The organism is Pseudomonas chlororaphis subsp. piscium, from assembly GCF_003850345.1.
Taxonomy (GTDB): Bacteria; Pseudomonadota; Gammaproteobacteria; order Pseudomonadales; family Pseudomonadaceae; genus Aquipseudomonas; species Aquipseudomonas piscium.
On record NZ_CP027707.1, the window covers coordinates 4,754,946 to 4,778,676 of the forward strand.

The 23,731-nt window shown below is 61.6% G+C and carries 18 protein-coding genes and 1 tRNA gene; 9 read left to right on the forward strand and 10 right to left on the reverse strand.

Going from position 1 to position 23,731, the window contains the following annotated elements; translation table 11 throughout:
• Positions 1-172: 172 nt before the first annotated feature.
• The 5 genes from C4K38_RS21390 to katG form a co-directional block, all read right to left on the reverse strand.
• A complete protein-coding gene (locus tag C4K38_RS21390; protein WP_053280082.1) occupies positions 173-496 on the reverse strand; it encodes a hypothetical protein in 324 nt (107 codons plus the stop codon).
• 59 nt (positions 497-555) lie between these two features.
• A complete protein-coding gene (locus C4K38_RS21395; RefSeq protein ID WP_124345312.1) occupies positions 556-1,731 on the reverse strand; it encodes a T6SS immunity protein Tli4 family protein in 1,176 nt (391 codons plus the stop codon).
• A gap of 107 nt (positions 1,732-1,838) precedes the next feature.
• The gene (locus tag C4K38_RS21400) at positions 1,839-3,536 is read right to left on the reverse strand and encodes an esterase/lipase family protein (RefSeq protein ID WP_081001560.1); all 1,698 of its coding nucleotides are present in this window, start codon (positions 3,534-3,536) and stop codon (positions 1,839-1,841) included.
• A 75-nt stretch (positions 3,537-3,611) separates the two neighbouring features.
• Positions 3,612-6,110, reverse strand: a complete 2,499-nt coding sequence (locus tag C4K38_RS21405; protein ID WP_053280085.1) for a type VI secretion system Vgr family protein — start codon at positions 6,108-6,110, stop codon at positions 3,612-3,614.
• A 628-nt stretch (positions 6,111-6,738) separates the two neighbouring features.
• Positions 6,739-8,949 carry a catalase/peroxidase HPI gene (katG, locus tag C4K38_RS21410; protein ID WP_053280086.1) on the reverse strand — a complete coding sequence of 737 codons (2,211 nt, stop codon included), beginning with the start codon at positions 8,947-8,949 and terminating at the stop codon, positions 6,739-6,741.
• A 433-nt stretch (positions 8,950-9,382) separates the two neighbouring features.
• Here katG and C4K38_RS21415 point away from each other — a divergent pair, with 433 nt between their 5' ends.
• The 3 genes from C4K38_RS21415 to C4K38_RS21425 all read left to right on the forward strand — a co-directional run bounded on the left by C4K38_RS21415 (position 9,383) and on the right by C4K38_RS21425 (position 12,555).
• Positions 9,383-9,973: a hypothetical protein gene (locus tag C4K38_RS21415; RefSeq protein WP_053280087.1), complete on the forward strand. Its 591-nt coding sequence runs from the start codon at positions 9,383-9,385 to the stop codon at positions 9,971-9,973.
• Between the two features lie 115 nt (positions 9,974-10,088).
• Positions 10,089-10,865, forward strand: coding sequence for a nucleotidyltransferase domain-containing protein (locus C4K38_RS21420; protein ID WP_053280088.1), 777 nt, complete (start codon positions 10,089-10,091; stop codon positions 10,863-10,865).
• Positions 10,866-11,031: 166 nt separating this feature from the next.
• Positions 11,032-12,555: a T6SS phospholipase effector Tle1-like catalytic domain-containing protein gene (locus tag C4K38_RS21425; RefSeq protein ID WP_053280089.1), complete on the forward strand. Its 1,524-nt coding sequence runs from the start codon at positions 11,032-11,034 to the stop codon at positions 12,553-12,555.
• Between the two features lie 208 nt (positions 12,556-12,763).
• Here C4K38_RS21425 and C4K38_RS21430 read toward each other — a convergent pair whose 3' ends face one another.
• Complete coding sequence (locus tag C4K38_RS21430; RefSeq protein WP_053280090.1) at positions 12,764-14,188, reverse strand: MFS transporter; 1,425 nt, start codon at positions 14,186-14,188, stop codon at positions 12,764-12,766.
• Positions 14,189-14,328: 140 nt separating this feature from the next.
• Here C4K38_RS21430 and C4K38_RS21435 point away from each other — a divergent pair, with 140 nt between their 5' ends.
• From C4K38_RS21435 to yecR, 3 genes are all read left to right on the forward strand, one after another.
• Entirely contained in the window at positions 14,329-15,219 is an 891-nt protein-coding gene (locus C4K38_RS21435) for a LysR family transcriptional regulator (RefSeq protein WP_053280212.1), read from the forward strand.
• 121 nt (positions 15,220-15,340) lie between these two features.
• The gene (locus C4K38_RS21440) at positions 15,341-16,042 is read left to right on the forward strand and encodes an 8-oxoguanine DNA glycosylase OGG fold protein (protein WP_053280091.1); all 702 of its coding nucleotides are present in this window, start codon (positions 15,341-15,343) and stop codon (positions 16,040-16,042) included.
• A 177-nt stretch (positions 16,043-16,219) separates the two neighbouring features.
• Positions 16,220-16,531, forward strand: coding sequence for a YecR family lipoprotein (gene yecR / locus C4K38_RS21445; RefSeq protein WP_053280092.1), 312 nt, complete (start codon positions 16,220-16,222; stop codon positions 16,529-16,531).
• Positions 16,532-16,599: 68 nt separating this feature from the next.
• Here the strand turns inward: yecR and C4K38_RS21450 are convergent, their stop codons facing one another.
• Entirely contained in the window at positions 16,600-18,240 is a 1,641-nt protein-coding gene (locus C4K38_RS21450; protein WP_053280093.1) for an ATP-binding response regulator, read from the reverse strand.
• A gap of 114 nt (positions 18,241-18,354) precedes the next feature.
• Between C4K38_RS21450 and C4K38_RS21455 the strand changes: the two genes are divergently transcribed.
• Positions 18,355-18,960, forward strand: coding sequence for a LuxR C-terminal-related transcriptional regulator (locus C4K38_RS21455; protein WP_053280094.1), 606 nt, complete (start codon positions 18,355-18,357; stop codon positions 18,958-18,960).
• A gap of 105 nt (positions 18,961-19,065) precedes the next feature.
• A complete protein-coding gene (locus C4K38_RS21460) occupies positions 19,066-19,728 on the forward strand; it encodes a glutathione S-transferase family protein (RefSeq protein WP_053280095.1) in 663 nt (220 codons plus the stop codon).
• 174 nt (positions 19,729-19,902) lie between these two features.
• Here the strand turns inward: C4K38_RS21460 and C4K38_RS21465 are convergent.
• A tRNA-Gln gene (locus tag C4K38_RS21465) sits at positions 19,903-19,977 on the reverse strand.
• A gap of 429 nt (positions 19,978-20,406) precedes the next feature.
• On the opposite strand from C4K38_RS21465, the gene C4K38_RS21470 reads away from it, so the two are divergent.
• A complete protein-coding gene (locus C4K38_RS21470) occupies positions 20,407-22,119 on the forward strand; it encodes an amidase (RefSeq protein ID WP_053280096.1) in 1,713 nt (570 codons plus the stop codon).
• A gap of 127 nt (positions 22,120-22,246) precedes the next feature.
• On the opposite strand, the gene C4K38_RS21475 is transcribed toward C4K38_RS21470, so the two are convergent.
• Together C4K38_RS21475 and C4K38_RS21480 are read right to left on the reverse strand one after the other, a co-directional pair.
• Complete coding sequence (locus C4K38_RS21475) at positions 22,247-22,726, reverse strand: YybH family protein (protein WP_053280097.1); 480 nt, start codon at positions 22,724-22,726, stop codon at positions 22,247-22,249.
• Positions 22,727-22,742: 16 nt separating this feature from the next.
• Positions 22,743-23,729, reverse strand: coding sequence for a zinc-binding alcohol dehydrogenase family protein (locus C4K38_RS21480; protein WP_053280098.1), 987 nt, complete (start codon positions 23,727-23,729; stop codon positions 22,743-22,745).
• Positions 23,730-23,731 lie beyond the last annotated feature (2 nt).

Sequence of the window (23,731 nt, forward strand, 5' to 3'; positions counted from 1 at the left end):
CGACAACCGACAGCAAGTCTCGGTGGAGCCGGCCGTTGTCACTGCGGCTCTCATCGTCTCGGACGATGTCCATATCTGCTCCTTTGGATTGTTCCACTTCTGCTGCAATGTTCAGACGTTTAGTGACTCCGTCGCGGGGAGTCCGAGATGAGTTAACTGCCACATCGGTGCACTACCAATAACGAAGCTCTCCACCGAACATGAAGAAAATCATTAGCAGCCCGAGCTCTCCGAACAACAGCGGCGCGATTGTAAGCACGCCCTGGATCACGACAGCGACCTTGCAGCCTTTGGACAAACCATAACGTCGCCAATACAGCGCATGCAGTACCATCGTCAGACCGTTCACGGCCCAGACCACCCCAATAGCCATCATGTAATTTTGCTGCGCAATCCGCAGCAACATGATCAACAAGCCAAAGAAAGCGATAAGTACTGACCACACAATCAGTAGAGAATGATCCGGCTTTATCAGGCCAGAAACTGGTTTGGGCATTGCATTTCCATCCATGTAAACGCTAAAGCGTCTTGCTCAATTCAAGTCATCACGCTGCCCTACAATTTATCCATCCAGTTCTGAGGCGATGAGAGCCCAGCCAGAAACTCCTCTAGAGCGTAATCATCTGTTCCCGGCTTACCGCTATGGATGGACGTCACCGGACCGGGTCCGGCAGGACCGTTGAGGGGCTTCCCACCTGCCGGCGGTGGTGTCAGGGCTCCAGGGCGGAAGCGAAGGCTATCGATTATGGCGTCCCAGACCTCGAAAAACTCAGCTTCGGTTGGACCGCCGGCCACATCCTCTGAGTCAGGAAAGCTACCTAGCGATGACGGTTTTCGTGACGTCAGATAGGTAGTGTCCATAGCGATATTAATGCTGGGCAATGGTGCCGGAGCCCCTCGTCCAACAAAGTCCCATTCACCACCGATGTTGGTCTTGAACTCTTGCGGACTGTCTCCTTCAGTACCGCCCATGACGTATTCCTCTCCGGCCAGATCTCCAACGATACGTTTCGCCGCTCGATATTCATGACGTCCAGCGACAACTCCTGGCTCGGCCAACATACGAGCAATCAACCCCGCATTTTCATTGTCTGCCTCACGGCGTCGTTCAAGTACGGACTGTCCTGGCTTCCATACCATCGCCTGCCTGACTACCACACCAAGATTACGAGGCAGCTCAAACGCCCAACTGATGTCTTCCTGTTCGCCGCGAGCAAGATCGTAGGCCCCATCAACAAAAGCCCCGCTCAGACATAAGCCCGGGCGACTGGGTATTTCGTCTGTTGCACGGGCATGCAGTCGAGGAAACAGTTTCTGAATGGCGTCTTTACTGTTGAGTGATGGAGTGATTTTAAACAGCGTACCATCGCGCCACAGATAACCTTCGGCCTGATGAAAGAGCTGTTGAATAACAGTCTCATCATCCTCAGCCAGCCCCTCTACATGTTCAAACTCATAGGCAAAAACCGCTCCGCCATCAGCGGTGGTGATACGCTCAGATGGTCGCAGATAGGCCTTACCATTGTTATCGGCCTTGAACGCCTGCACTTCTTGCCAACGTTTATCTACTAACTCCTCATACTGCGGCCGGCTGACCCCCGTGGTCACGGAAAGTGTCATGTTGCCTAGCTGCGCACCACTGACTTGAGGCTTCCAGGTAGTTCCTGCTGGTAAATCGATCAGCATCCGTCCGACGCAGTACGTATGCATATTTTGAGTCAGTTCACTCATGACATGGCTCCGCTCAAAATGGGATAGTCGCCAGTAACGCCAACCGTAGGCGCAGACTCCCAATATCGAGATAAAAATGACGATAAATAGTAGATGACGTCTCGCGATCATGCTGACAACTTCTTGGCAGTAGCACCTATTCTTAGAATCGAATACAGAGTTAGATTCTGTACGTTACGATTCTTATAAGAGCCTTGGTGATCATAACCAGTCATGCGGGCAGCAAATACGGCTTGTTCAGCAGCATCTTCAGCAGCGTGTGCCGGAACAGTACCGTCCCCCGCCTGATCTTGCTCCTGAATATCCGCGGAGTAACCATCTCCAAGTGTGTTATGAATGATTCCGACACCATATTGATTAATCATCTGCTGCTCGCTGAGATCGTTGATCATCCAAACTCGTCCCTCATGATTTTCACTCCTCAAGCGTAAGGCAATGGCATGCTCGCGTGAGGGTGTCGGAGCAGGTGTAGCGGGCAAACCCGGCTTATGAGAGGGGATCACACCGGGACTAAGCTTCCAAGTAACTCGGTTGAATGCCTGGTGGTTGCTGTCTGCTCCGTAATGTACAAAGCTATTAGGGTGATAATAGTTTCCTAGCGCAGAGTGAAAAGATTTTGCCTGACCAAGCATCTTTTCATAGTTACTCCATGCACTAACCAGAGTAGCGGGTGATAAGTTTCCGATAGGATTTATCCAGGCGGCATCCATCAGCCTCCACCATGCTTTCTTCTTCAAGTAAATCTGTGTGTATGGATCTGGTCCTGCCGGTAATTGAAATAACTCTCTGCCGTTACAGGTGACACGTAACCATCCTGTGCCATAACGTTGGTTAGGCAGCAACTCTAGAGGCCCCGCAGCATTGGCAAAAACAGGCATGATCTTTTGGCCTGTACCGCCAAGCCCAACAGCACCGGCAATATCTTCCCATCCGGCACGAACCCGACGGTAGGCCGTCGCTGCTCCAATGGCCGGTTGGACACCATGTACCACTCCTTGGATCAAGTTGGGGTTACGTTTGGCACACATGCGCGCCACCAGCCCACCCATGGAGTGAGTGACCAGAATCACACCATGCTGACACTTAACACCCAGCTCGTTTCGGCATCGTTCCAGAACGGCCTGAATTCGACTAGCAAGATAATCAGCTGCCTGGGAGTTGGAGTTGAGCCAGTTGTAACCTACCGCATACACAGGGTAACGAAACTCTGCCGCGACCTTCAGCCCTTCCACTTTTAGTGGGCTGTAGCCCTTGAGTTCCCCCCAAGTCGAAACTGTATCTGCAACGATACCCGGGAATGGCTTGCCCTCAGAGGTCAGAATGTAGCGTAGATGGACCTCAAGAAAGTCGAGGATACTTCCATAGGAGTCCAACGATACTGACCCCCAGCCGCGATTTCTTGCCTCTTCTGGTGGAATCATGCTGACGAATTTCCGCACCGTTTTGAGGTCAGCATCCTGAGGATTTGACAGTGCACGAGTTAGCTGTGGGTCAAGCAGTTGTTTACGCTCTATTGGCGACAAACTGGTATAGCTTTTCCATTTCGTGACCCCAACCATCCAGCCCTTGATATCGTCGGGAAACCACGCCCATCGATTGTCGTTGCCCATGATGCGAGCGTTAGCTCCCGTCGCCAGCAAAGGGCTGCCCATGATGCCGGGTACAAAAATGACCGGGATGGCATGATCTGGAGGAGCGTGGACCTCAGCACGAACATTGTTAGCTGTAGGGCTCATAGTCACACGAGCAGTCACGTTTCCATCTGGCCCAATCTGGGTAGGCACTGGCCTTGTTGGCTCACTCATTCGGCTCTCCCTGCCTTATTTCACTGTATTCACTCATGACTCGGGCTTTTTCGAAAATCCGGATTTGCATGAGGCTCATGTCTCACCAGGGCCAAGCAGGTGGAACTCATAACCTTCTGTCGTGAGGCTCTGCTGCATTTCAGCCCAACCGTCACCATCAGTGATGCCTTCTAACCTAGCGCCATCACTACGCGTGAGCGCATAACGATAATTGGGTAGCGGCTTGCCGTTGCGCACCACGCGAACACGCTCATTAAAAGGTGTCTGGGACCAGGTATTGAAGGTGGTGGACGCGTGTGCCGGTCCGACGAGACTGTGCTTGGCCGCCTTGACGGTAAAGTTACCCGGCATGCCCAGTTCGATGTTGCCCCCTTTGAGTGTGAGGTAGGCACCACCACACATCAGCGTGATATGTTCCTTAGCGGAAATCAGTACATGTTGGTTGCTCGCACTGACCTCCACGCTCTGATCCGCCTCCAGACGAATGTTGTTCTTCTGGGCCTGCAGCAGCATCAATCCTTGGTGGGCGATGTGTCGTATCTCGCCGCTCTGGGCGAACAGCCCCAAATCCGTGCCGGCGTTGACTACGAACTTCTGCCCCGAGGTCAGCTGTTGGTTCTGCTGGGCCACGCTGTCGATATGTTCACCGGCCGCCAGTGTGACACTGTTGGGAGACACCGCCGCGATCCCAGCTTGGCCACTCAACGCAATGGCTGGTTTACCGCCATTGGTCTTGTCCGCTTCGTCGTTGGCTCCGTGCCCAAGGTCACGAACAGCTTTGCTGAGAGTTTTCTGAGGCTCGGTATCATGACCAACACCCTCATGATCTGCAGCGTAGTCACCCAGTTCCTTGGCCAGTTGTAAAGCTGCCTCCAATACCTGAACAGCAGTGACACGGCTCAGATGACCACCATTGGCATTCAACTGCTCTTCAGTGCTGAGCAGCAGCCCCTTGGCCGCGCGCAACGCACCATGCTCGTCAGTACGCAACTCGAAGCCTTCACCCCGTGGCGCGCCACCGTCGGGACGGGGGTGAGTCAGGTACCCCAGGTGCAGCGCGGTACTGCCGTGATCGCTCATCAGCGCGGCACTGATCTCCTTGGTGGTGTCGTCGATGCGCAGTTCGTTGGCACGGCTGCCTTTGTATTCCTTGCTCTTGATGGTGCTGAGGATCTTGTGATTCGGCAGTTGGTACGGTGGCATGTTGCTCGCACGGTAAGTGCGGCCCGTGATGATCGGTTGGTCACAGTCGCCATCGAGGTAGTCGACTATGACTTCCTGGCCAATTCGCGGAATCGCCATATGGCCCCAGTCAGCACCGGCCCAGTTTTGCGAGACGCGGATCCAGCAGGAGCTGAACTCGTTGTCCTTGCCTTCGCGGTCCCAGGGGAACTGGACCTTTACCCGGCCAAACTCGTCGGTGTGGATCTCCTCGCCTTCCGGGCCCACCACGCTGGCGATCTGCGGCCCGTCGATACGAGGCCTGGGCAGAGGCTCCGGGCGCCACTCCATTTGCTCGGGAATGATCTCGGCGGTGAAGTCGTAGCTCACACCCATTTCAGCGTCGGCGGACTCTTCTTGCTGGCTGGCGTGCTGCACGCCTCTGTGGGTGATTCGGACCGATCGCCACCAGCGGTTGAAGTCTTCCCGGGGGTGGCCCATCAGTTGGAAGGAAAGGCCTGGAATCAGGCGCGGATCGTCACCTTCGACCATGGCCATCTGGGCATCTCGACGGTGACCGCGCAGTCGGTTTTCGGTGAAGGGTTTGCCTGCTGCGCTGGCCTTGTAGCGTCCTGGATAGTCATAACGTTCATAGTGCGGAGCCTGGTGTTCCAGGTCCTCGCCGACCAGGCGCTGTTGCTGGTTGAACGCCGGACGCTTGAAGGTGTAGTCACGCTGGGTCTGTTCGGCCGTGCGGACGTTTTCCGTGTAACTGAACGCATACAGCACCGGCTGCGTGGCATCGCCAGCCGGCTGTACGCTGTACAGCACCGGCTCACCCGAGATGCGTTCCTGGACGTAGAGTTTGTCGCTCTGGATCAGCCTGTGAGAAGTCGCGTCGGATTTGAAGTAGTAGAACAAGCCTTCTTCCGTAGAAAGCCGGTCGAACCAGTAAAGGTCGGTGTCCCCCGCCTGGGTACAGTATTCGCGAGGCAGGTGCTCGGTATGGGTGTTCTGCTGATAGTCCAGGATGCCGTGCTCGGCCAACACCGACTTGAGTATTTCGGGCACGCTTTTCTGCTGGAAGATGCGCCAGTCGGAACTCAGGCCAAGCCGGGCAAGCTGCGGCTCGACCACCACGCGGTAGCGGGTACGACGAAAGCCGGTTTTGCCCTGGGTGAAGCTGGAGACCAGACCGTGGACATAACGAACAGCCGTGGTGCCTTGCCAGATGGTCAGCAACGCCGGCTGATCGAGGACCTGGGCAAAATCGATGGAGGGGTTGTCACTGGCCAGTTCGAGCGTCAGCCGATAAGGCTCGCTAATGGCTTCTTCCAGGGTGAACTCTACGACCTCGAACTCCATCCGGCCGGACAGCACGGAGAAGGTGAATCTCAAATCCCTTTGACGCATATGACTTATCCTTGGTCAACGTATTGAGGCATCCAGATGCCAAGCCTCAACCACACCTTGTGATACCTGGACTGATAGCTGAATCGGATCTGGAGATGACTCAATGATCCAGCCGTATTGGCCTGCCCGGGCAACTCGTCAGGGCAGCAGCCTATTTGCAAAAACGCGCACCGGTCAACCTTGGACCAGAGAGATAGCACACTGCCTTCACTCTCTCGAAACCGGGCTTCAGTACCCCTGCCTCGTCCCCCCGGACAACTCTGCGCGGGGGTATGACCGTCACATGAGCTGTCCCAATACCAGGCTCATCACCATAGCCAAAGAGACAAAGGAGTGGGTGTAGGAATTATCCAAAATTGCAGTAAGGGAACTTGATCCTGATCATCTCGAATGCACTTGAGCAACCAGAAGCGGAGATACCATCCCCCTTCTCGAAATGCCCAGGCAGTCTCCACCTGGCGAACAGTCCCTGTGCCCTCCCCGTCGGCAGACAAAAAAACGCCTCCACAATGGGAGGCGTCACGGTTCTTCAGACACACGAATGGCTTATGCAGCTTCTACTCCGAGCCTGAAGCCCCAACCCGAACACTCAGGTCGAGGGCTTTCACTTCCAGACCTCAAAGCCTCCTCACCTCAAATCAAACCGATCCAGATTCATCACCTTGACCCAGGCCGCGACGAAGTCCTTCACAAACTGCTCCTGCGCATCCGCGCTGGCATAGACCTCGGCCAATGCCCGCAGTTGGGCGTTGGAGCCGAAGACCAGGTCGACGCGGGTGCCGGTCCATTTGATTTGGCCGGTCTTGCGGTCGCGGGCTTCGAACTCTTGCTGGGCGTCGGACAGCGGTTTCCATTCCACGCCCATGTCCAGCAGGTTGACGAAGAAGTCGTTGCTCAGCGCGCCCGGGCGCAGGGTGAAGACGCCGTGGGGGGTATGGCCGACGTTGATGTCGAGCACGCGCAGGCCGCCGATCAGCGCGGTCATTTCCGGTGCGGTGAGGGTCAGCAGTTGGGCCTTGTCCACCAGCAGGGCCTCGGCGGGTACGCGGTAGTGGCCCTTGAGATAGTTACGGAAACCATCGGCGATAGGTTCGAGGTGAGCGAAGGACTGGACGTCCGTCTGATCCTGGCTGGCATCCGTGCGGCCCGGGGTGAACGGCACAGTGATATTGAGCCTGGCATTTTTCGCCGCCAGTTCGATGCCGGCGCTGCCGGCCAGCACGATCAGGTCGGCCAGGGAGACTTTCTTGCCGCCGGTTTGCGCGCTGTTGAAGTCGCGCTGAATGTCTTCCAGGGTTTGCAGCACCGTCGCCAGTTGCGTCGGCTGGTTGGCCGCCCAGTCCTTTTGCGGGGCCAGCCGCAGGCGCCCGCCATTGGCGCCGCCGCGTTTGTCGGAGCCACGGAAGCTGGAGGCCGCCGCCCAGGCGGTCGATACCAGCTGGGACACCGACAGGCCCGAGGCCAACAGTTTGCTCTTGAGGGTGGCAACATCGCCGTGATTGACCAGGGGGTGGTCGACTGCGGGGACCGGGTCTTGCCACAGCAGTTCCTCGTTGGGCATTTCCGGGCCCAGATAACGTGAAAGCGGGCCCATGTCGCGGTGGATCAGCTTGTACCAGGCGCGGGCGAAGGCGTCGGCCAACTGGTTGGGGTTCGCCAGGAAGCGCCGCGAGATCGGTTCGTAGATCGGGTCGAAGCGCAGCGACAGGTCGGTGGTCAGCATGGTCGGGTTGCGCCGCTTGGACGGGTCGTGGGCATCCGGGATGGTGCCGGCGCCCGCGCCGTTTTTCGGTGTCCACTGGTGCGCCCCCGCCGGGCTCTTGGTCAGCTCCCACTCGAAGCCGAACAGGTTTTCCAGGTAGTTGTTGCTCCAGCGGGTGGGCGTGGTGGTCCAGGTCACTTCCAGGCCGCTGGTGATGGCGTCGGCGCCCTTGCCGCTGCCGAAGGTGCTTTTCCAGCCCAGGCCCTGCAGCTCCAGGCCAGCGGCTTCGGGCTCGGCGCCGACATTGCTGGCGGGCCCGGCGCCGTGGGTCTTGCCGAAGGCGTGGCCGCCGGCGATCAGGGCCACGGTTTCTTCGTCGTTCATCGCCATGCGGGCGAAGGTTTCGCGGATGTCCACCGCCGCCGCGACCGGGTCCGGGTTGCCTTCGGGGCCTTCCGGATTCACATAGATCAGGCCCATCTGCACCGCGGCCAGCGGGTTCTCCAGGTTGCGCCCCGGCTCGGCGGCGGGGGCTCCCGGCCCCTTGCCATAGCGGGTATCGCCCCCCAGCCAGGTGCTTTCGGCGCCCCAGTAGACATCTTCATCCGGCTCCCAGGCGTCCGGGCGACCGCCGGAAAAACCGAAGGTCTTGAAGCCCATGGATTCCAGGGCGACGTTGCCGGCGAGGACGATCAGGTCGGCCCAGGAGATGTTGCGGCCGTACTTCTGCTTGATCGGCCATAGCAGGCGGCGCGCCTTGTCCAGGCTGACGTTGTCCGGCCAACTGTTGAGCGGCGCGAAACGCTGCTGGCCGGAACCGGCGCCGCCGCGCCCGTCACCGGTGCGGTAGGTACCGGCGCTGTGCCAGGCCATGCGGATGAACAGCGGCCCATAGTGGCCGAAGTCGGCGGGCCACCAGTCCTGGGAGTCGGTCATCAGCGCGTGCAGGTCTTGTTTCAGGGCCTGGAAGTCCAGGCTTTTGAAGGCTTCGGCGTAGTTGAAGTCCTCGCCCATGGGGTCGGACAAGGACGAGTGCTGGTGCAGGATCTTCAGGTTCAGTTGGTTCGGCCACCAGTCGCGGTTGGTTACACCACCGCCAGCGGCGTGGTTGAACGGGCATTTCGATTCGTTTGCCATGAGGAGCTACCTTTGGTCGTATTCATCCAGCTATCCGGCCCGGGCGGGCGCTGAATAGCGACAGGCGAAAGCAATGACATAGGTTGCAGGGCTCACAGTTCGCTTAACTGATGGTTGTGGCCACAGGCTGCTGGAGAGTGGCAAGCAAGTTGCCAGGACGGTGGCCCACGGTAAGCCCAGTACGCTTCTGACTCGTTCTTCGTTATCTCTTGATCAGGTCTCATCCGGCCGGCTCATGCCGACGCTGAATTAAGGCTAGACCCTCTGTGGCGGATCGCTAATAGCCGGACTATTGCTTGTTGATAGGAACAAGCTTTTATCCGGCCTGGGCAGTTGCAGCCAATGATAGGAACAGCGCCTGCGGGGTCGCCTGCTTTCCGGCGCCTGACGCGTTTTCGTCACGCCCCAAGCCTGCCCAGCACGGGAGAAGACCATGAACCAGCGCCCGCGTTGCACGGCCATCCACGAAGCCGGCCACGCCCTGGCCTTCTGGTGGAACGGTCAGACGATCGCGCGCATCACCGTACGCACCAGGGCCGAAGCGGCCGCTGGTCCGATGCTCGATCTGCGTGGCACCGCGCATTATGTAGAAGGTTTGGTGGAGGCCGATTACCTGGTCCCGCGTCCCGCCTTCGATGCCCCGGGAATTGCCGAATACCTGCCGTCGATGGTCGAGGCCATCGAGCGCGACCTGCTGCATTGCTTTGCCGGCCCGGTGGCCGAAGCGATCTACCGCCATGGCCGATCCGACAGGCTGATCAGGGGCAGCGGCCGCGGCGACCTGAGCCGCGGTCACGAGTTGATCAGCCTGCTGCCGCCGCGCAAGCTGCTCGACGCCGAATCCCGGGCCCTGGCCCGCGCCAGCTGCCTGGTGCACCGCTACTGGCCGGCGGTCGGCGCGCTGGCGGACCTGCTGCAAGAACGTGGCACGGTCGAGGGGGAAACCATCAGCGCCTTGCTGTGCGCCATCAGCGGCGAGTCGCCGACGCCACGGGGTAACGATCTGGCGAGCCTCGACTCGTGATAGCCGTGGCGCTGAACCGCGCCGGCTTGCGCGATCCCTGAAGTCAGCCAGACTGTCTGCCAACCGCCCGCCTGGCCCGGGCTGTTTTCATCGCCATCGCCCCATCGAGATCACCATGTCGCAGTACCCAGGCGTCGACGCCGAAGGTTTTATCCAGTCCCTGCCCGACCAGCCGTTGCAACCGGTGTTCAGCCCTCTGGTGGATGAGCTCTGTGCGATGCTCTCGCGGCGTTTTCCGGCGCTGCTCGACGGCCTGTACCTGTACGGCAGCGTGGCCCGTGGCGATGCGCAGCCGGGCACCTCCGACCTGGATGTGACCCTGGTGCTGGCCTGGGCGCCGAGCCCCGAGGAGCGCCAGCGACTGGAGGAAACTCGGCGGGAGCTGGAGGCGCGGCACCCGGAAGTGTCGAAGATCGATTTCGATATCGGCGTGCTCAGCGAGGTGTTGGCGCCTGACAATCGCTACCGCTGGGGTTTCTGGCTCAAGCATCAGTGCCGCTGCATCTGGGGCAATGACCTGGGGCTGCGCTTCGAGCCCTTCCGCCCGAGCCGCACCATCGCCCTGGCGCTGAATGGCGACTTCCCCCAGGTGCTGGAAGGTTACGCGCAGCAGCTGGAACAAAGCCGCGAACCTTTACAGCAACAACGCCTGCAACGGGCCGCGGCGCGCAAGGCGCTACGCTCGGCCAACCTGCTGCGCGGCGAACAGGAACGCGGCTGGCCGACCACCCTGGAGGAACATGCGCAGCTGCTGTCGGCGGCTGAGCCGGGGATGGCCGAGTACGCCGCGTTCTTTCTCAAGCAGGCCTATGTGCCCCAGGGTTCGGTGAGTGAGTTCGTGCAGCGGTTGCGGGCTTACAGTGCGTTGCTGGCGGGGGAAAGCGCGGGCTGAGCACTGTCATGGCGCTGGCGTCGCTCAGGGGAACCTGATCCCGACCCACTGATGGCATTTTGATCACCTTCAGCTAGGTTCACTTGAGCAGCCAGCGGAGCTCGCTCACCTGCCTCGATCGGCTGCATTGCCACGCCATCCGTATCCGGTCATGGAGACCTTCGATATGCGCATCGCTCTTCTGTTGAGTCTGACACTCCTCTGCGCTTGCTCCACAACCAACAACAGCGTGCTGAAACTGCAAACCACGCGGAACATTGACTATCAATTGCTGGCGAAAGTCCGGACAACCCCAAAACTCGCGCAGGTACCCGCCTGTAAAGAAGGTTTCAACGTCAACGACGTCGAAGACGGTTATTTCAGAATCCGTAAACGCTGGCAACTGCTCAACAACTGCCTGTACAGCGACCAAGGCTCCAGAAAGCTGGTGGTGCTACTCGACGGCACCGAGAACACCAAAAAGGACAACACCAATATCTGGCGCATGTACAACCAGGCGCTTGAACAAGCCAGGAACGGGGCCAGGGTCATTCCCTATTATGACAAGGGCGTAGCCACCAGTATCACCACGCCCTTCGGCTCAGTGTTCGGCAGCGGTGTAAGCCTGAACATCCGCCAGGCTTACCGCTTCCTAACCGAGGCTTACAAACCCGGCGACGAGATCTATATCTTCGGTTTCAGCCGCGGCGCCTTCACCGCACGCTCCTTGAATGGCTTCATCGAAATAGCCGGCCTGCCCAAGAAACTGAAAGCCGATGCTCGCGACGACAGTACCCTATGGGGCTGGACCGGCCATATGCACAACATGGTCAAGGGCATGTACGACATCTACAAGTCGAGAAACGATGGAGTGCCTGGCTTCGATGACGATCTACGAGGTCTGGTGAAAGAATATCGAAAGCGCCACAACATCCTGGTCTACGGAGAGGAACCCAAGGATCAAAACGAGAAGCAGGTCGTGGTCAAAGTCATCGGTGTATTCGACACCGTACCGGCAGTGGGTGCCAAGCTGAAGGAAGAGCCCGACGAGCACCGCCTGGAGCTGTATGCCGAGCGCGGTTACCACGCCATGTCCCTGGATGAACAAAGGGCGTCGTTCCGCCTGCTGCGCTTCGGCCTGCCGCAAACGAAATCACAGGTATTGGAAGAAGTATGGTTTCCCGGCGTCCATGCGGATGTAGGGGGTGGTTACCTCAATGATCCAGATGCCGCCGGGTGCGGTGAAAGCCCTTATGCCAAGGGTGGCCAGGGGCTGGAAACCATCCCGCTGCGCTGGATGCTGAATAACCTCGAGAGCGACGGCCTGTTCGCCAATAGCACCCGTTGGCCGGCCGCGTGCGTCGGTGGTCCGCTGCACGATGAATTCCACGATGCCAAATACCTGATCAGCTCCGCCTACAAGGAAGCCGGGCTGATTCGCCGCAAACCGGTGGAACGAGACAAGGTCCATGCCAGCGTGTTCCAGAGGATGGATATCCCGCGGTTGGCGGCGCCTCATCCTCAGCGCGAACCCGAGGCCCGCTACGATCCGATCAATCTGGGTTACGCCCGCCGCGAGCGCTGCCAGAACGACAACCTGGAACGCAACTACACCATTGTCGGCACCTACAAGCCCAATTGCCCAACCACCAACGGCACCGTCAGGAAAGGCACCAACAACGATGCGGTGAACGTCGAGAGCGCTCAGTAAAGTCGCCGGACCAGCAACGGCCCGCGATTGCCCCGCGCAATCGCGGGCCTCTCCCCGCCACGCCTCTGTAGGAGCGAGGCTTGCCCGCGATGGGGCCATTACATGCAACCCACTTCTCGCGTCGAACCAGGGTCCGTCATCGCGGGCAAGCCTCGCTCCTACAGAAGATGTTTGCGGTGGTCAGGCTTTTGCTGATGCAACCTCCGGGCTAAGCCGTCGAATCCACCGTCCGCCCTCCACGCAGCTGGCTGGCCAGTGCAATAGACAATGCCATGACCAGCAGCCCCGCGGCCAGGGCGAAGGTGAAACTCATACCGCTGGCGACAGCCTCGGCGCTTGCTGTGCTGAGATCACCGGCCACCGCGGCGAATACCGCGCCCATCAGCGAGGCACCGGTGATCAGCCCGAGGTTGCGCGACAGGTTGAGCAGGCCGGAAATCACTCCACGTTGCTCCCCGCCCACCTCACTCATCACCGCGGTGTTGTTGGCGGTCTGAAACGTTGCATAACCCAGGGTGGTGATAACCATGGGCCCCAGGTAACCGCCAACACCCAGGCTCGTTGGCAGCAATGCCAACATCAGGCAACCGAGGGCCATGGCGCCGAGGCCGGCGAGGATCATCGGCCGCACGCCAAAACGATCGGCGATACGCCCGGCCGGCACGCCGCTCAATGCAGTGACACAAGGGCCAAGCGACATCGCCAGGCCCACCGCAAAGGTTTCCAGCCCGAGCCCGTGGGCCAGGTAAAAAGGCCCGACCACCAACGTCGCCATCATCACCGTCGAAACCAGCGCGCTCATGGCCAGGCTGCCGCTCAAGGCCGCGTCGCGAAACAGCGCCAGGCGTATCAGCGGCGCGGCCACCCGCGCTTCCACCCGCAGAAACACGCCGGCCGCCAGCAGCGCTACCAACAGCAGCCCAGCGTTGAGCAAACCAAAGTGGCCGCGCCCCAAGGTCATGGCCAGCCCGTAGGCCAGCAATGTGAAGGCCATCAGCAAGGTGCCCAGTGGATCGAAAGCGCCTCGTTCAAAGTCTCGCGCCTGACCAGCGGCCGGCAGGTACCGATAAGCCAGCGCCCAGGTCAGCCCGCCCAAGGGCACACAGACCAGGAACAGCGCCTGCCAGCCGAACCCGGCGATCAACACCCCGCCCAGGGACGGGCCGAGGGCGGTGCCGATCGCCGACATCGTGCCCAGCAGGCCCATGGCGCTGCCGGTGCGGGTCTTGCTGACGGTCTCGCCGACCAGGGCCAGGGTCAGCGCCATCATGATCGCCGCGCCAACACCCTGCAGGGCCCGGGCGGCGATCAGCATCCCTAGTGTCGGGGCGACGGCACAAAGCATCGAAGCCAGGGTGAACAGCAGGATCCCGGCCAGCAGCAGGCGTCGCCGTCCCAGCAGATCGCCGAGCCGGCCGACACTGACGATCAGCGCGGTCATCGCCAGCAGGTAGGCAAGGACCACCCACTGCACCTGCTGGAAGCTCGCCCCGAACGCCTGCACCAGGGTCGGCAAGCCCACGTTGGCGATGCTGGTGCCCAGGGACGCCAGCAACATCGACAGCGACAGGCTGGCCAGCGCCCAGCCGACTGACACACCCTGTGGTTCTGTTCCGGCATTGACTGGCTTCACTCTGCACTCCCTCTCTGACGCGCGCAAAACGGCGCTGTCGCCAATCTAGCCCGCGGTCTAATATGGCGGAAGGCGCAGCCTTTGCAGGTTATTCGTGCGTCTGACGCCATCTCACTTTTATGCCAGACGGGGCCACCGCCATGTCCACACCCGATCTCAATCTGCTGATCACCCTCGACGTGCTGCTCGCCGAAGGCAGCGTGGCGCGTGCCGCCCAGCGCCTGCGGCTGAGCCCGTCGGCGATGAGCCGGGCCCTGGCGCGCCTGCGCGAAACCACCGGCGACCCGCTGCTGGTGCGCGCCGGCCGCGGCCTGGTGCCGACCCCGCGCGCCCTGGAGTTGCGCGAGCGGGTCGGCCATCTGGTGCAGGACGCCGAAGCCATGCTGCGCCCCGTCGAACGGCTCGACCTGCAGCGCCTGGTGCGTACCTTCACCCTGCGCAGCAGCGACGGTTTCGTCGAGAACTTCGGCCCGGCCCTGGTCGCCCGCCTGCGCACCGAAGCCCCTGGGGTACGCCTGCATTTCATGCAGAAAACCAGCAAGGACAGCACGCCCCTGCGCGACGGTACGGTCGACCTCGACACCGGCGTGGTGGACGCCAACGCCAGCCCGGAAATCCACACCCGCGCGCTGTTCCGCGATCGTTTTATCGGCGTGGTGCGCAACGGCCATCCGCTGAGCAGCGGGCCGATCAGCGCCGCCCGTTACGCCGCCGGCGAGCATGTGCTGGTATCGCGCCAGGGCCTCGACCGCGGGCTGGTGGACGACGCATTGCAGGCTGTTGGCCTGAAGCGTGACATCGCTACCGTCGTTGGCGGCTTCTCCGCCGCCCTGGCCCTGGTCCGCGCCTCGGACCTGATCGCCGCCGTCCCCGAGCGCCACACCCACAACCTGCGCAGCGGCCTGCACAGCTTCGCCCTGCCGGTGGCGACGCCGGAAATCACCCTGTCCATGCTCTGGCACCCGCGAATGAACAGCGACCCGGCGCATCGCTGGTTGCGTGGATGTGTGCGGGAGGTATGTGGAGAGTGAGGTAAAAAGCATAGGGACGGATGACCCAAGGCCGTCATCGAGCGCTTTGCGCCAATGCCCACCATAGGCTTGCAGGAAGGCTCGCGGTAAAAAACGCTTCAACGATTTCACTACCACTGGAATGACTCTTGTGAACACGAAAATAGCCACGACGGCCGCCACCCCTGTCAGCCTGGTCGACTTGCTCCGCGGCACCCAGACTATCGACCCCCAGCGACAGTCCATCGGCATGAAATGGTCGAGCTTCGAACGTTATGGCGCGGCCTTCCAACCTGTATTCGATGGTGCCAAGGCAGTCACCCTGAGCAGAGCGGATGTGTTCACTGCATTCCAGCAGGATCCCCATCTGGGAGCCCTGAGCGCTATCGCCTGGGGCTTCCCGCGTGGCGGGCTGCCGGGTGGCAGAACGCTTCAACACGCACTGAACGCTATCCCGTTCATCCTCGAGCAGATTGGCCCAGGCGCCACCTTGAGCAACGAGCTATACGAGCGAGTCAACTCACTGCCCAACGTCAAGAACGGCATCACCACCAAGTTGCTGCACTTTGGCGGTATCACGACCTGTGAAGGCCATAGGGCACAGATATACGACTCGAGAATACATAAGTACCTCACTCGGACAAGGCCACAGGAATATGCATCCCTGACAGCGGATATGGCCGCTTACCGATACGCTCCAACGCCCTCTCAATACCTCGAATACCTGCGCATCACCGAGCAGGTGGCACTTGAGCTTGGGTACAGCGACCCATCTCGAGTAGAAGTCTTCATGTTCAGCAATGCACCTGGGACACGTAAAGCCCGGCACGGGGCTGAGCTCTGATTCTCGGTGCCTTTCACAGTAGTTCGCGAATCACCGCCCTAGCACATTCGTGCTAATCGACCACCCTGCCCCTCGGCGCTATATTCCCCGGCAACCCCCAGTGTTCCCCAGCGCCGCGGTTTTGCGGCGCGAGGGATAGTTGTGTGTAAAAAAGAACAACACCAAGGAAGAAGCCCCATGAAACTCACTTCAATGACAACTCTTGCCCTCGCCACGCTGGTCCTGGCAGGTTGTGCCACCCCAAAACAATGGGAAGCCACCGGAGGCAGCAAGACCGATGGCGTGGTGCAGATTTCCTATGAACAGGGCCAGTTCGAAAACGGCCAAAGCGATGTCGCCCAGGGCCTGGCCGTGGCCACGGCACGTTGCCAGGTCTGGGGTTTCAAGCACGCGGAACAATCGGGTTCGGAAAAGTCCGTCTGCCGGACCATGGGCCAGTACAACTGCCTGCAAACCACCGTGACCCAAGACTTCCTCTGCAAGCGCTAAGCCCCGCGCCTTCGGCCATTCCCCTTACCTTGGCACGGGGAGTGGCCGCTGCTCGCTGAACCGTCCTGTCACGCCTCGGGCATGACCCCCGCCACCGATGCCGACGCAGAATGCTGGCGCAGCGCGCGCAAGCTGCCGCGCAGTTCGGCCGGCCGCACCGGCTTGGACAGGATGGCGATATTGCGGTCGTGCAACGCGGCCTGGATCTTCTCGACCTCATGCCCGGTGAGGATCAGCGCCGGCACCGCCCAGCCGCGTTGCTGGCGCAGGCTGTCGATGCATTCGATGCCCGTGGTGTGGTTGCCCAGGTCATAGTCGGCGACGATGACGTCGCAGTCGCTGACCAGGTCCCGGCCGCAAAGCTCGGCCTGGACCACACACCCCCAGCGCTCGAGCAAGGCCGAAGTGGCCAGCAGCACATTGCGATCATCCTCCACCAGGCACACCTTCAAGCCGGTCAGCAGCCCAGCCTGCCGCGCATCGTCGTGGCGGCCTACTTGCAACTGCGGTGGCGCCACCGGCAACCCGTACAGGCTCACCGCGGTGCCGTGGCCAAGCCGCGAACGGATCGCCACCTCGAGCCCCATCAACTGCCCCAGGCGCTTGACGATGGACAAGCCCAGGCCCACGCCTTCGACGTCCTTGTCCCGTAGCTCGCGCACCCGATAGAACTCCTCGAACAGGTTCGGCAGGTGTTCCTCGGCAATTCCCCGGCCCCGGTCATAGATGACGATGGCCAGCCCCGCGCCACGCTTGCGCACGCCGATCAACACCGGGCGCTGGGCCGCGTATTTGAAGCAGTTGGACAGCACGTTCTGGACCATGGTGGCGAGCAGCGCCGGGTCCGCCCGGACCCAGTGCGCACAGGGGCGCAGGCGCAGCTCGACCCCGGCCCAGCGCGCGGCCTCGGCGTTCTGCCGCACCTGGTCGGCGAGGAATTCGCCCAGGTGCAGGGTCTGGAAGCTCGGCTGCACCCTGCCGTTGTCCAGGGTGTAGAGGTCGAGAATCGAGCGGAACAGCTGCGAGACGTTGAGCAGCGAGCGGTCGATGTTGTCCACCAGGCGCCGCTCCTCGTCGCCCAGGCGCGCCTCGCGCAGGCAGGCGGTGAACAGGCCGATGGAGTGGATCGGCTGGCGCAGATCGTGGCTGGCCTGGGCGAGAAACCGCGACTTTTCCAGGTTGGCGGCAATCGCCTCTTCCGAAGCCTTGCGCGTGCGTTCCAGCAATATATGGGCGTAGATCGGGATCACCGTGCTGGTGATCAACAGCATCAGCACCATGAAGGGTTGCGCCTGCCACAGCGGCGTCAGGCGATAGATGGCCAGCAGCGCCAGCAACGCCAGGACCGTGGCGATCGCCAGGTAACGCGAACCAAAGCGCATGCCGTTGCCCAGGTTGACCCAGACCATCACCGCGTACAGCGGCAACGCTGCTTCCCCGCCGACCACCAGGCCGAACGAAGTGCCGGTGTAGTCATAGACCATGCCCAGCACCCGCCGCGCCGGATAATGCCCGGGCCAGCGCACGATGGCCTGGCGCAGGACAATCGACAGCAGCAGGAACAGGACGATGTAGATCACGATTGGCAGGTAGGTATCGACCCGCTGCCCGGGCAGGAAACCCAGTACGCTGATATAGGCCAAAGCGCAGCTGCCCACGATGGTGCGCAGGTTGGCCTGGTCGAGTTCGGTGTTTTTCTCGAACTTCATGGGGAACATCCTTGTGCAGTAGTCGTCATACCCAGCACGAACCACAGGCAGTTACCTGGCCCGCTGCTAAAGTAGCATGCCTCAAGGAAAGCTCGACCCAAGGAGGGTCACCCCATGGCATGTCGGATCATCATAGCCGACGATCACCCGCTGTTTCGCGAAGGCATGTTGCGCACGGTCCAGCGCCTGCTGCCGGATGCGCTGATCGAGCAGGCCGGCGACCTGGACACCGTACTCACCCTGACCCAGGCCGGCGACGAACTGGACACGCTGATCCTCGACCTGCGTTTTCCAGGCCTGACCTGCGTCAGCCAACTGGCTGAGCTGCGCAAGCAACTGCCGCGCACCACCCTGATCGTGGTGTCGATGGTCGATGACCAGGCGCTGATCGGCGAGGTCATGGCCGCCGGCGTCGACGGTTTTATCGGCAAGAACATCGCCCCGGACGAGATCGGCCAGGCCGTCCTGGCCATTCGCGAAGGCGAGGTGCTGGTCAAGTTCGCCCCTTCCGGCCTGCTGCCCCTGGGCACCGGCGCCACCCTGACCACGCGCCAGCTCGAGGTGCTGCGCCTGATCGCCCAGGGCAAGACCAACAAGGAAATCGCCCGCGAACTGAAGATTTCGCCCTTCACCGTGCGCATCCATGTGTCTTCGCTGCTGCGCATCCTCAACGTGCCGTCGCGGGCCGCGGCGGCGGTGAAATATTCAGGGGGGCTGTAGCCCGGCTCGTCGCCTGCCAGCGCGTGGCCGCCCAGGCAGGCCGATACTGTGTGGGTTTCCTGCTTTGTAAGTCGTGCACTCCACACCTCACCGAGGAACCGGAAAATGCCGCTGACCCTGTATTTCCATCCCCTATCGTCGTTCTGCCACAAGGTGCTGATCGCCCTGTACGAACACGGCATCGCCTTTGAAAAGCGCATCATCGATCTCGCCAACGACGCCGACCGGGCCGAGCTGCAAAGCCTGTGGGCGCTGGGCAAGTTCCCGGTCATCCGCGACCACGCCCGGCAGCGCGATGTGCCGGAATCGAGCGTGATCATCGAGTATCTGGATCGGTTTTATAGGGGCGAGCAGCCATTGATTCCCGAGGATTGGGACAGTGCGCTGGAAGTCCGGCTGTGGGACCGTTTTTTCGATTGCCACGTCCAGGGGCCGATGCAGCGGATAGTCGCCGATCGCCTGTATGGCACCCACGGCGACCTGAGCAGGGAACGCGCGGCCCTGCTGAGCGCGTATGCCATGCTCGAGCAGCGCCTGGCCTTGAGGATCTGGGTGGCCAGCCAAGACTTCAGCCTGGCCGACTGCGCCGCCGCCCCGGCCTTGTTCTATGCCAGTACGCTGGTGGCCTTTGCCGATGATCATCGCCACCTGAGCGCCTATTTCGAGCGGCTGGTACAGCGGCCGTCGTTCCAGCGGGTCATCGACGAAGCCCGGCCCTACTTTGTCCATTACCCCTTTGCCGAGGCCATCCCACAGCGGTTTCGCTAGCCGTCGGACAAGGGCGAGTCGATGGGGATATTCCGGGCACAGGAAAACGGGCCGCTTGAGCATCCACACGGATACCGGGGCATTACGGGAGCGTTTGATAAAACAGAAGGATGGGTGTTTCGGTAGGACTCGCCTCATGCCTGGCGGCCGAGGGGTACCTGGATGGGTAAGAGATGGCAGGGGCGGCTGGATTCGAACCAACGCATGGCAGGATCAAAACCTGCTGCCTTACCGCTTGGCGACGCCCCTATCTCTGGTGTTGCTTGCTTTCACTGCAAGCCCCGTGGGGGCCTCTGCAAGAACGCGCGGAAATTTATCAACTTTTTCTGCGTCTGTGAAGACCAAGATGCATAAATTTGTTTTTAAAACAGCTACTTACTTTTTAGGCCGGGACTGAGGTAAAAACCGCCGATACCTGGCAACCGCTATACAACGGGCGCCAGCTGCCGATCAGCAGCCAACAACGACGGCGACGCGTTTAGCGATTCCCCCGCCGGCAACTTGGTGCAAAATACCCCGCTCAGGTTGTAGCCCAGCCCCAGTCGCGTCGTGCCGCGCAACGAGAACCGATATGAACACCCATTGTGAGATAAGCGATGTGCCCAAGCCGCCCAAACCCCAGCGCCAGTGTGATGGCAACCTTCACCACATCACCCATCAGCCGCCGGCGGTAACAGCATGATCGAAGTCACCGAGGTTTCCATTGCCCAACTGCGCGCCGCGCTCGAATCTGGCCAGACCACGGCGGTCGAACTGGTCCAGGCCTATCTGGCCAGGATCGATGCCTACGACGGCCCCGACACCCCCACCGCCCTCAACGCGGTAGTGGTGCGCAACCCCGACGCGCTCAAGGAAGCCCAGGCCTCCGACACCCGCCGGGCCAAGGGCGAAACCCTGGGTCCGCTCGATGGCATACCCTACACGGCCAAGGACAGCTATCTGGTCAAGGGCCTCACCGCGGCTTCCGGCAGCCCCGCCTTCGCCAACCTGATCGCCTATCGCGATGCCTTCACCATCGAACGGCTGCGCGCCGCCGGGGCGATCTGCCTGGGCAAGACCAATATGCCGCCCATGGCCAACGGCGGCATGCAGCGCGGGGTCTATGGCCGCGCGGAAAGCCCGTACAACGCCGACTACCTCACCGCGCCCTTCGCCTCGGGTTCGTCGAACGGTGCGGGTAGCGCCACCGCCGCCAGCTTCGCCGCCTTCGGCCTGGCGGAAGAAACCTGGTCGAGCGGCCGCGGCCCGGCCTCGAACAATGGTTTGTGTGCCTACACCCCTTCGCGCGGGGTGATCTCGGTGCGCGGCAACTGGCCGCTGACCCCGACCATGGACGTGGTGGTGCCCTATGCCCGGACCATGGCCGACCTGCTCGAAGTGCTCGACGTGGTGGTCGCCGAAGACCCGGACACCCGTGGCGATCTGTGGCGCCTGCAACCCTGGGTGCCGATTCCCAGCGTGGCCTCGGTGCGCCCGGCGTCCTATCAGGAACTGGCCGCCACCGGCAGCGCCCTGGCCGGCAAGCGCTTCGGCGTGCCGCGCATGTACATCAACGCCGACCCTGAGGCAGGCACCAGCGAAGCGCCGGGGATCGGTGGCCCGACCGGGCAACGCATCGACACCCGCCCTTCGGTGATCGGCCTCTGGCAGCAGGCGCGCCAGGCGCTCGAAGCCGCGGGCGCCGAAGTGCTCGAAGTGGATTTCCCCCTGGTGTCCAATTGCGAGGGCGACCGCCCCGGCGCGCCGACGGTGTTCAACCGCGGCCTGGTGTCCAAGGAGTTCCTGCACCACGAGTTATGGGACCTGACCGCCTGGGCCTTCGATGACTTCCTGCGGGCCAACGGCGACCCGCAACTCAATCGCCTGGTGGACGTCGACGGCCCGCTGATTTTCCCTCACGACCCGGGCACCCTGCCCAACCGCGAAGGCGACCTGGCTGCTGGCATGGACGAGTACGTGAAGATGGCCGAGCGCGGCATCACTCCCTGGGATCAGATCAGCACCGTGCCCGACGGCCTGCGCGGCCTGGAGAAAACCCGCAAGCTCGACCTCGAGGACTGGATGGACAAGCTGGGACTCGATGCGGTGATCTTCCCGACCGTGGCCGACGTCGGCCCGGCCAATGCCGATGTCGACCCCGCGTCGGCGGATATCGCCTGGAGCAACGGCATCTGGGTGGCCAACGGCAACCTCGCTATCCGCCACCTGGGCGTGCCCACGGTCACCGTACCGATGGGCGTCATGCCGGACATCGGCATGCCCATCGGCCTGACCTTCGCCGGCCGCGCCTACGACGACTCGAACCTGCTGCGCCTGGCGGCAGCCTACGAGTCCACCGGCAGCAAACGCTTGATTCCGCCGCGGACTCCGGCATTGGTGGCGGGTAAATAATCGGCGGGTAACTAAAAAGGGGCGGGATCGGAGCATGACAAGCTCCACTCCCGCCCCGTTGAAGGCGCGCCTGAAAACCGTGATCCATCCGTAGCTCGTTCCAGGACAGCGCCTCTACTTCCTTCATCTACCTGCGTGGCTGGGTGGTCGAGAAAATGTAGCGTGCAAAACGCCATTGGCCATCGCTTTCTCGATGCAACAGGAAAACCTCCTGGTTGCCTTCGGCGCTGGCAGGCTGATCGCCCTTCAGCAGCTTGACCGTTCCGTTGGAACGGGTCCGAGCAAACGCCCAATCCCGTGACAGCGGTTGGATCTCATCGACGGTGAAACGCACATTCAGCCTGATCAGGTCGAAGACCTGCCGGTACGCCGCGCGTACCGCGTCACGGCCTACGGCCGGCGGGCTGTTCTGCGGCATGAACACCGCATCGCCGGCATACAGGGTCATGACCTGGTCGAGGTCGGAGGTGTTCAGCGCCGTTTCATAACGCTTGAGTTGCTGGGTGACCGCCGCGGTCACCCCCGCTTCGGCGCCCGGCTTGGCGGCCTGGGCCGCCAGGGGCAGCAACAGGCTGCCGAGCATCAGTGTGATCAATGGGATACGCATGCTGTTCTCCTTGAGATCAAAGCACCACGACGAGCTTGCCCAGTGCACGATCGCTTTCCATCAAGCGGTGCGCCTCGCGGACTTCGTCAAAGGCGAAGGTTCGGGTATGGATCGACGGTATGCGCTTGGCGGCGAGTTCCTTGGCCAGCCAGGGCAGTGGCGTGTCCTGCAGGGGCAAGGCCGGCGTCCCGAACAAGCCGCTCGGGAAGAAGTTCAGCCGCACACCCGCGGGCAGGTCCTGCATCAGGTGGAATTGCTCCAGGATGGGGGCACCGCCGAGCAGTCCGATCACGCTCACCGCGCCGAAGGGGCGCAGGGTCTTGAGCGTGTCCCGCAGGGTGGGCGCGCCCACGATTTCCAGGGCGGCATCGACCCCATCGGGCGCGATTTCGCGAATGCGCGGGGCAATGTCGCCGTTGTCGACCACCACTGCATCGGCCCCTGCCTGGTAGAGGCGCTGGCTGTTTTCAGGGTTGCGGGTGGTCGCGATGACCTTCAATCCGCGAGCCTTGGCATAGGTGATGGCGGCCAGGCCCACCGATGAAGTGCCGCCCCGTACCAGCAAGGTCTGGCCCTTCTGGATGCCCAGGCTCTTGTCCAGCGCGCCCCATACCGTGAGGTACGCCTCGGGCAGCGTGGCCAGCTGTTCCCAGGACAGCGAAGTGTCGTCCAGCGCGATCACATTGTTGCGCAGCACCGTCACCTGCTCGGCGTAGCTGCCGTTACGGGTGAACTGCATGCCACCCATGGCCGTGACCACTCGCTGGCCAGTGCGCAGCAGGCCCGAGGGGTCCTGGATGACTTCGCCTACCGCCTCGATGCCCGGCACCCGAGGTGCACTGATGGCGCCCATCTTGCCAGCGCGCAGATAGGTTTCGGCGCGGTTGAGGCCAAAGGCGCGGACGCGAATCAGCACTTCGTCGGCTGTCGGCGCGGGGGGTGGGATATCCCGCAGTTGCAGGACTTCCGGGCCGCCGGTCTGTTCGATCACATAAGCTTTCATGG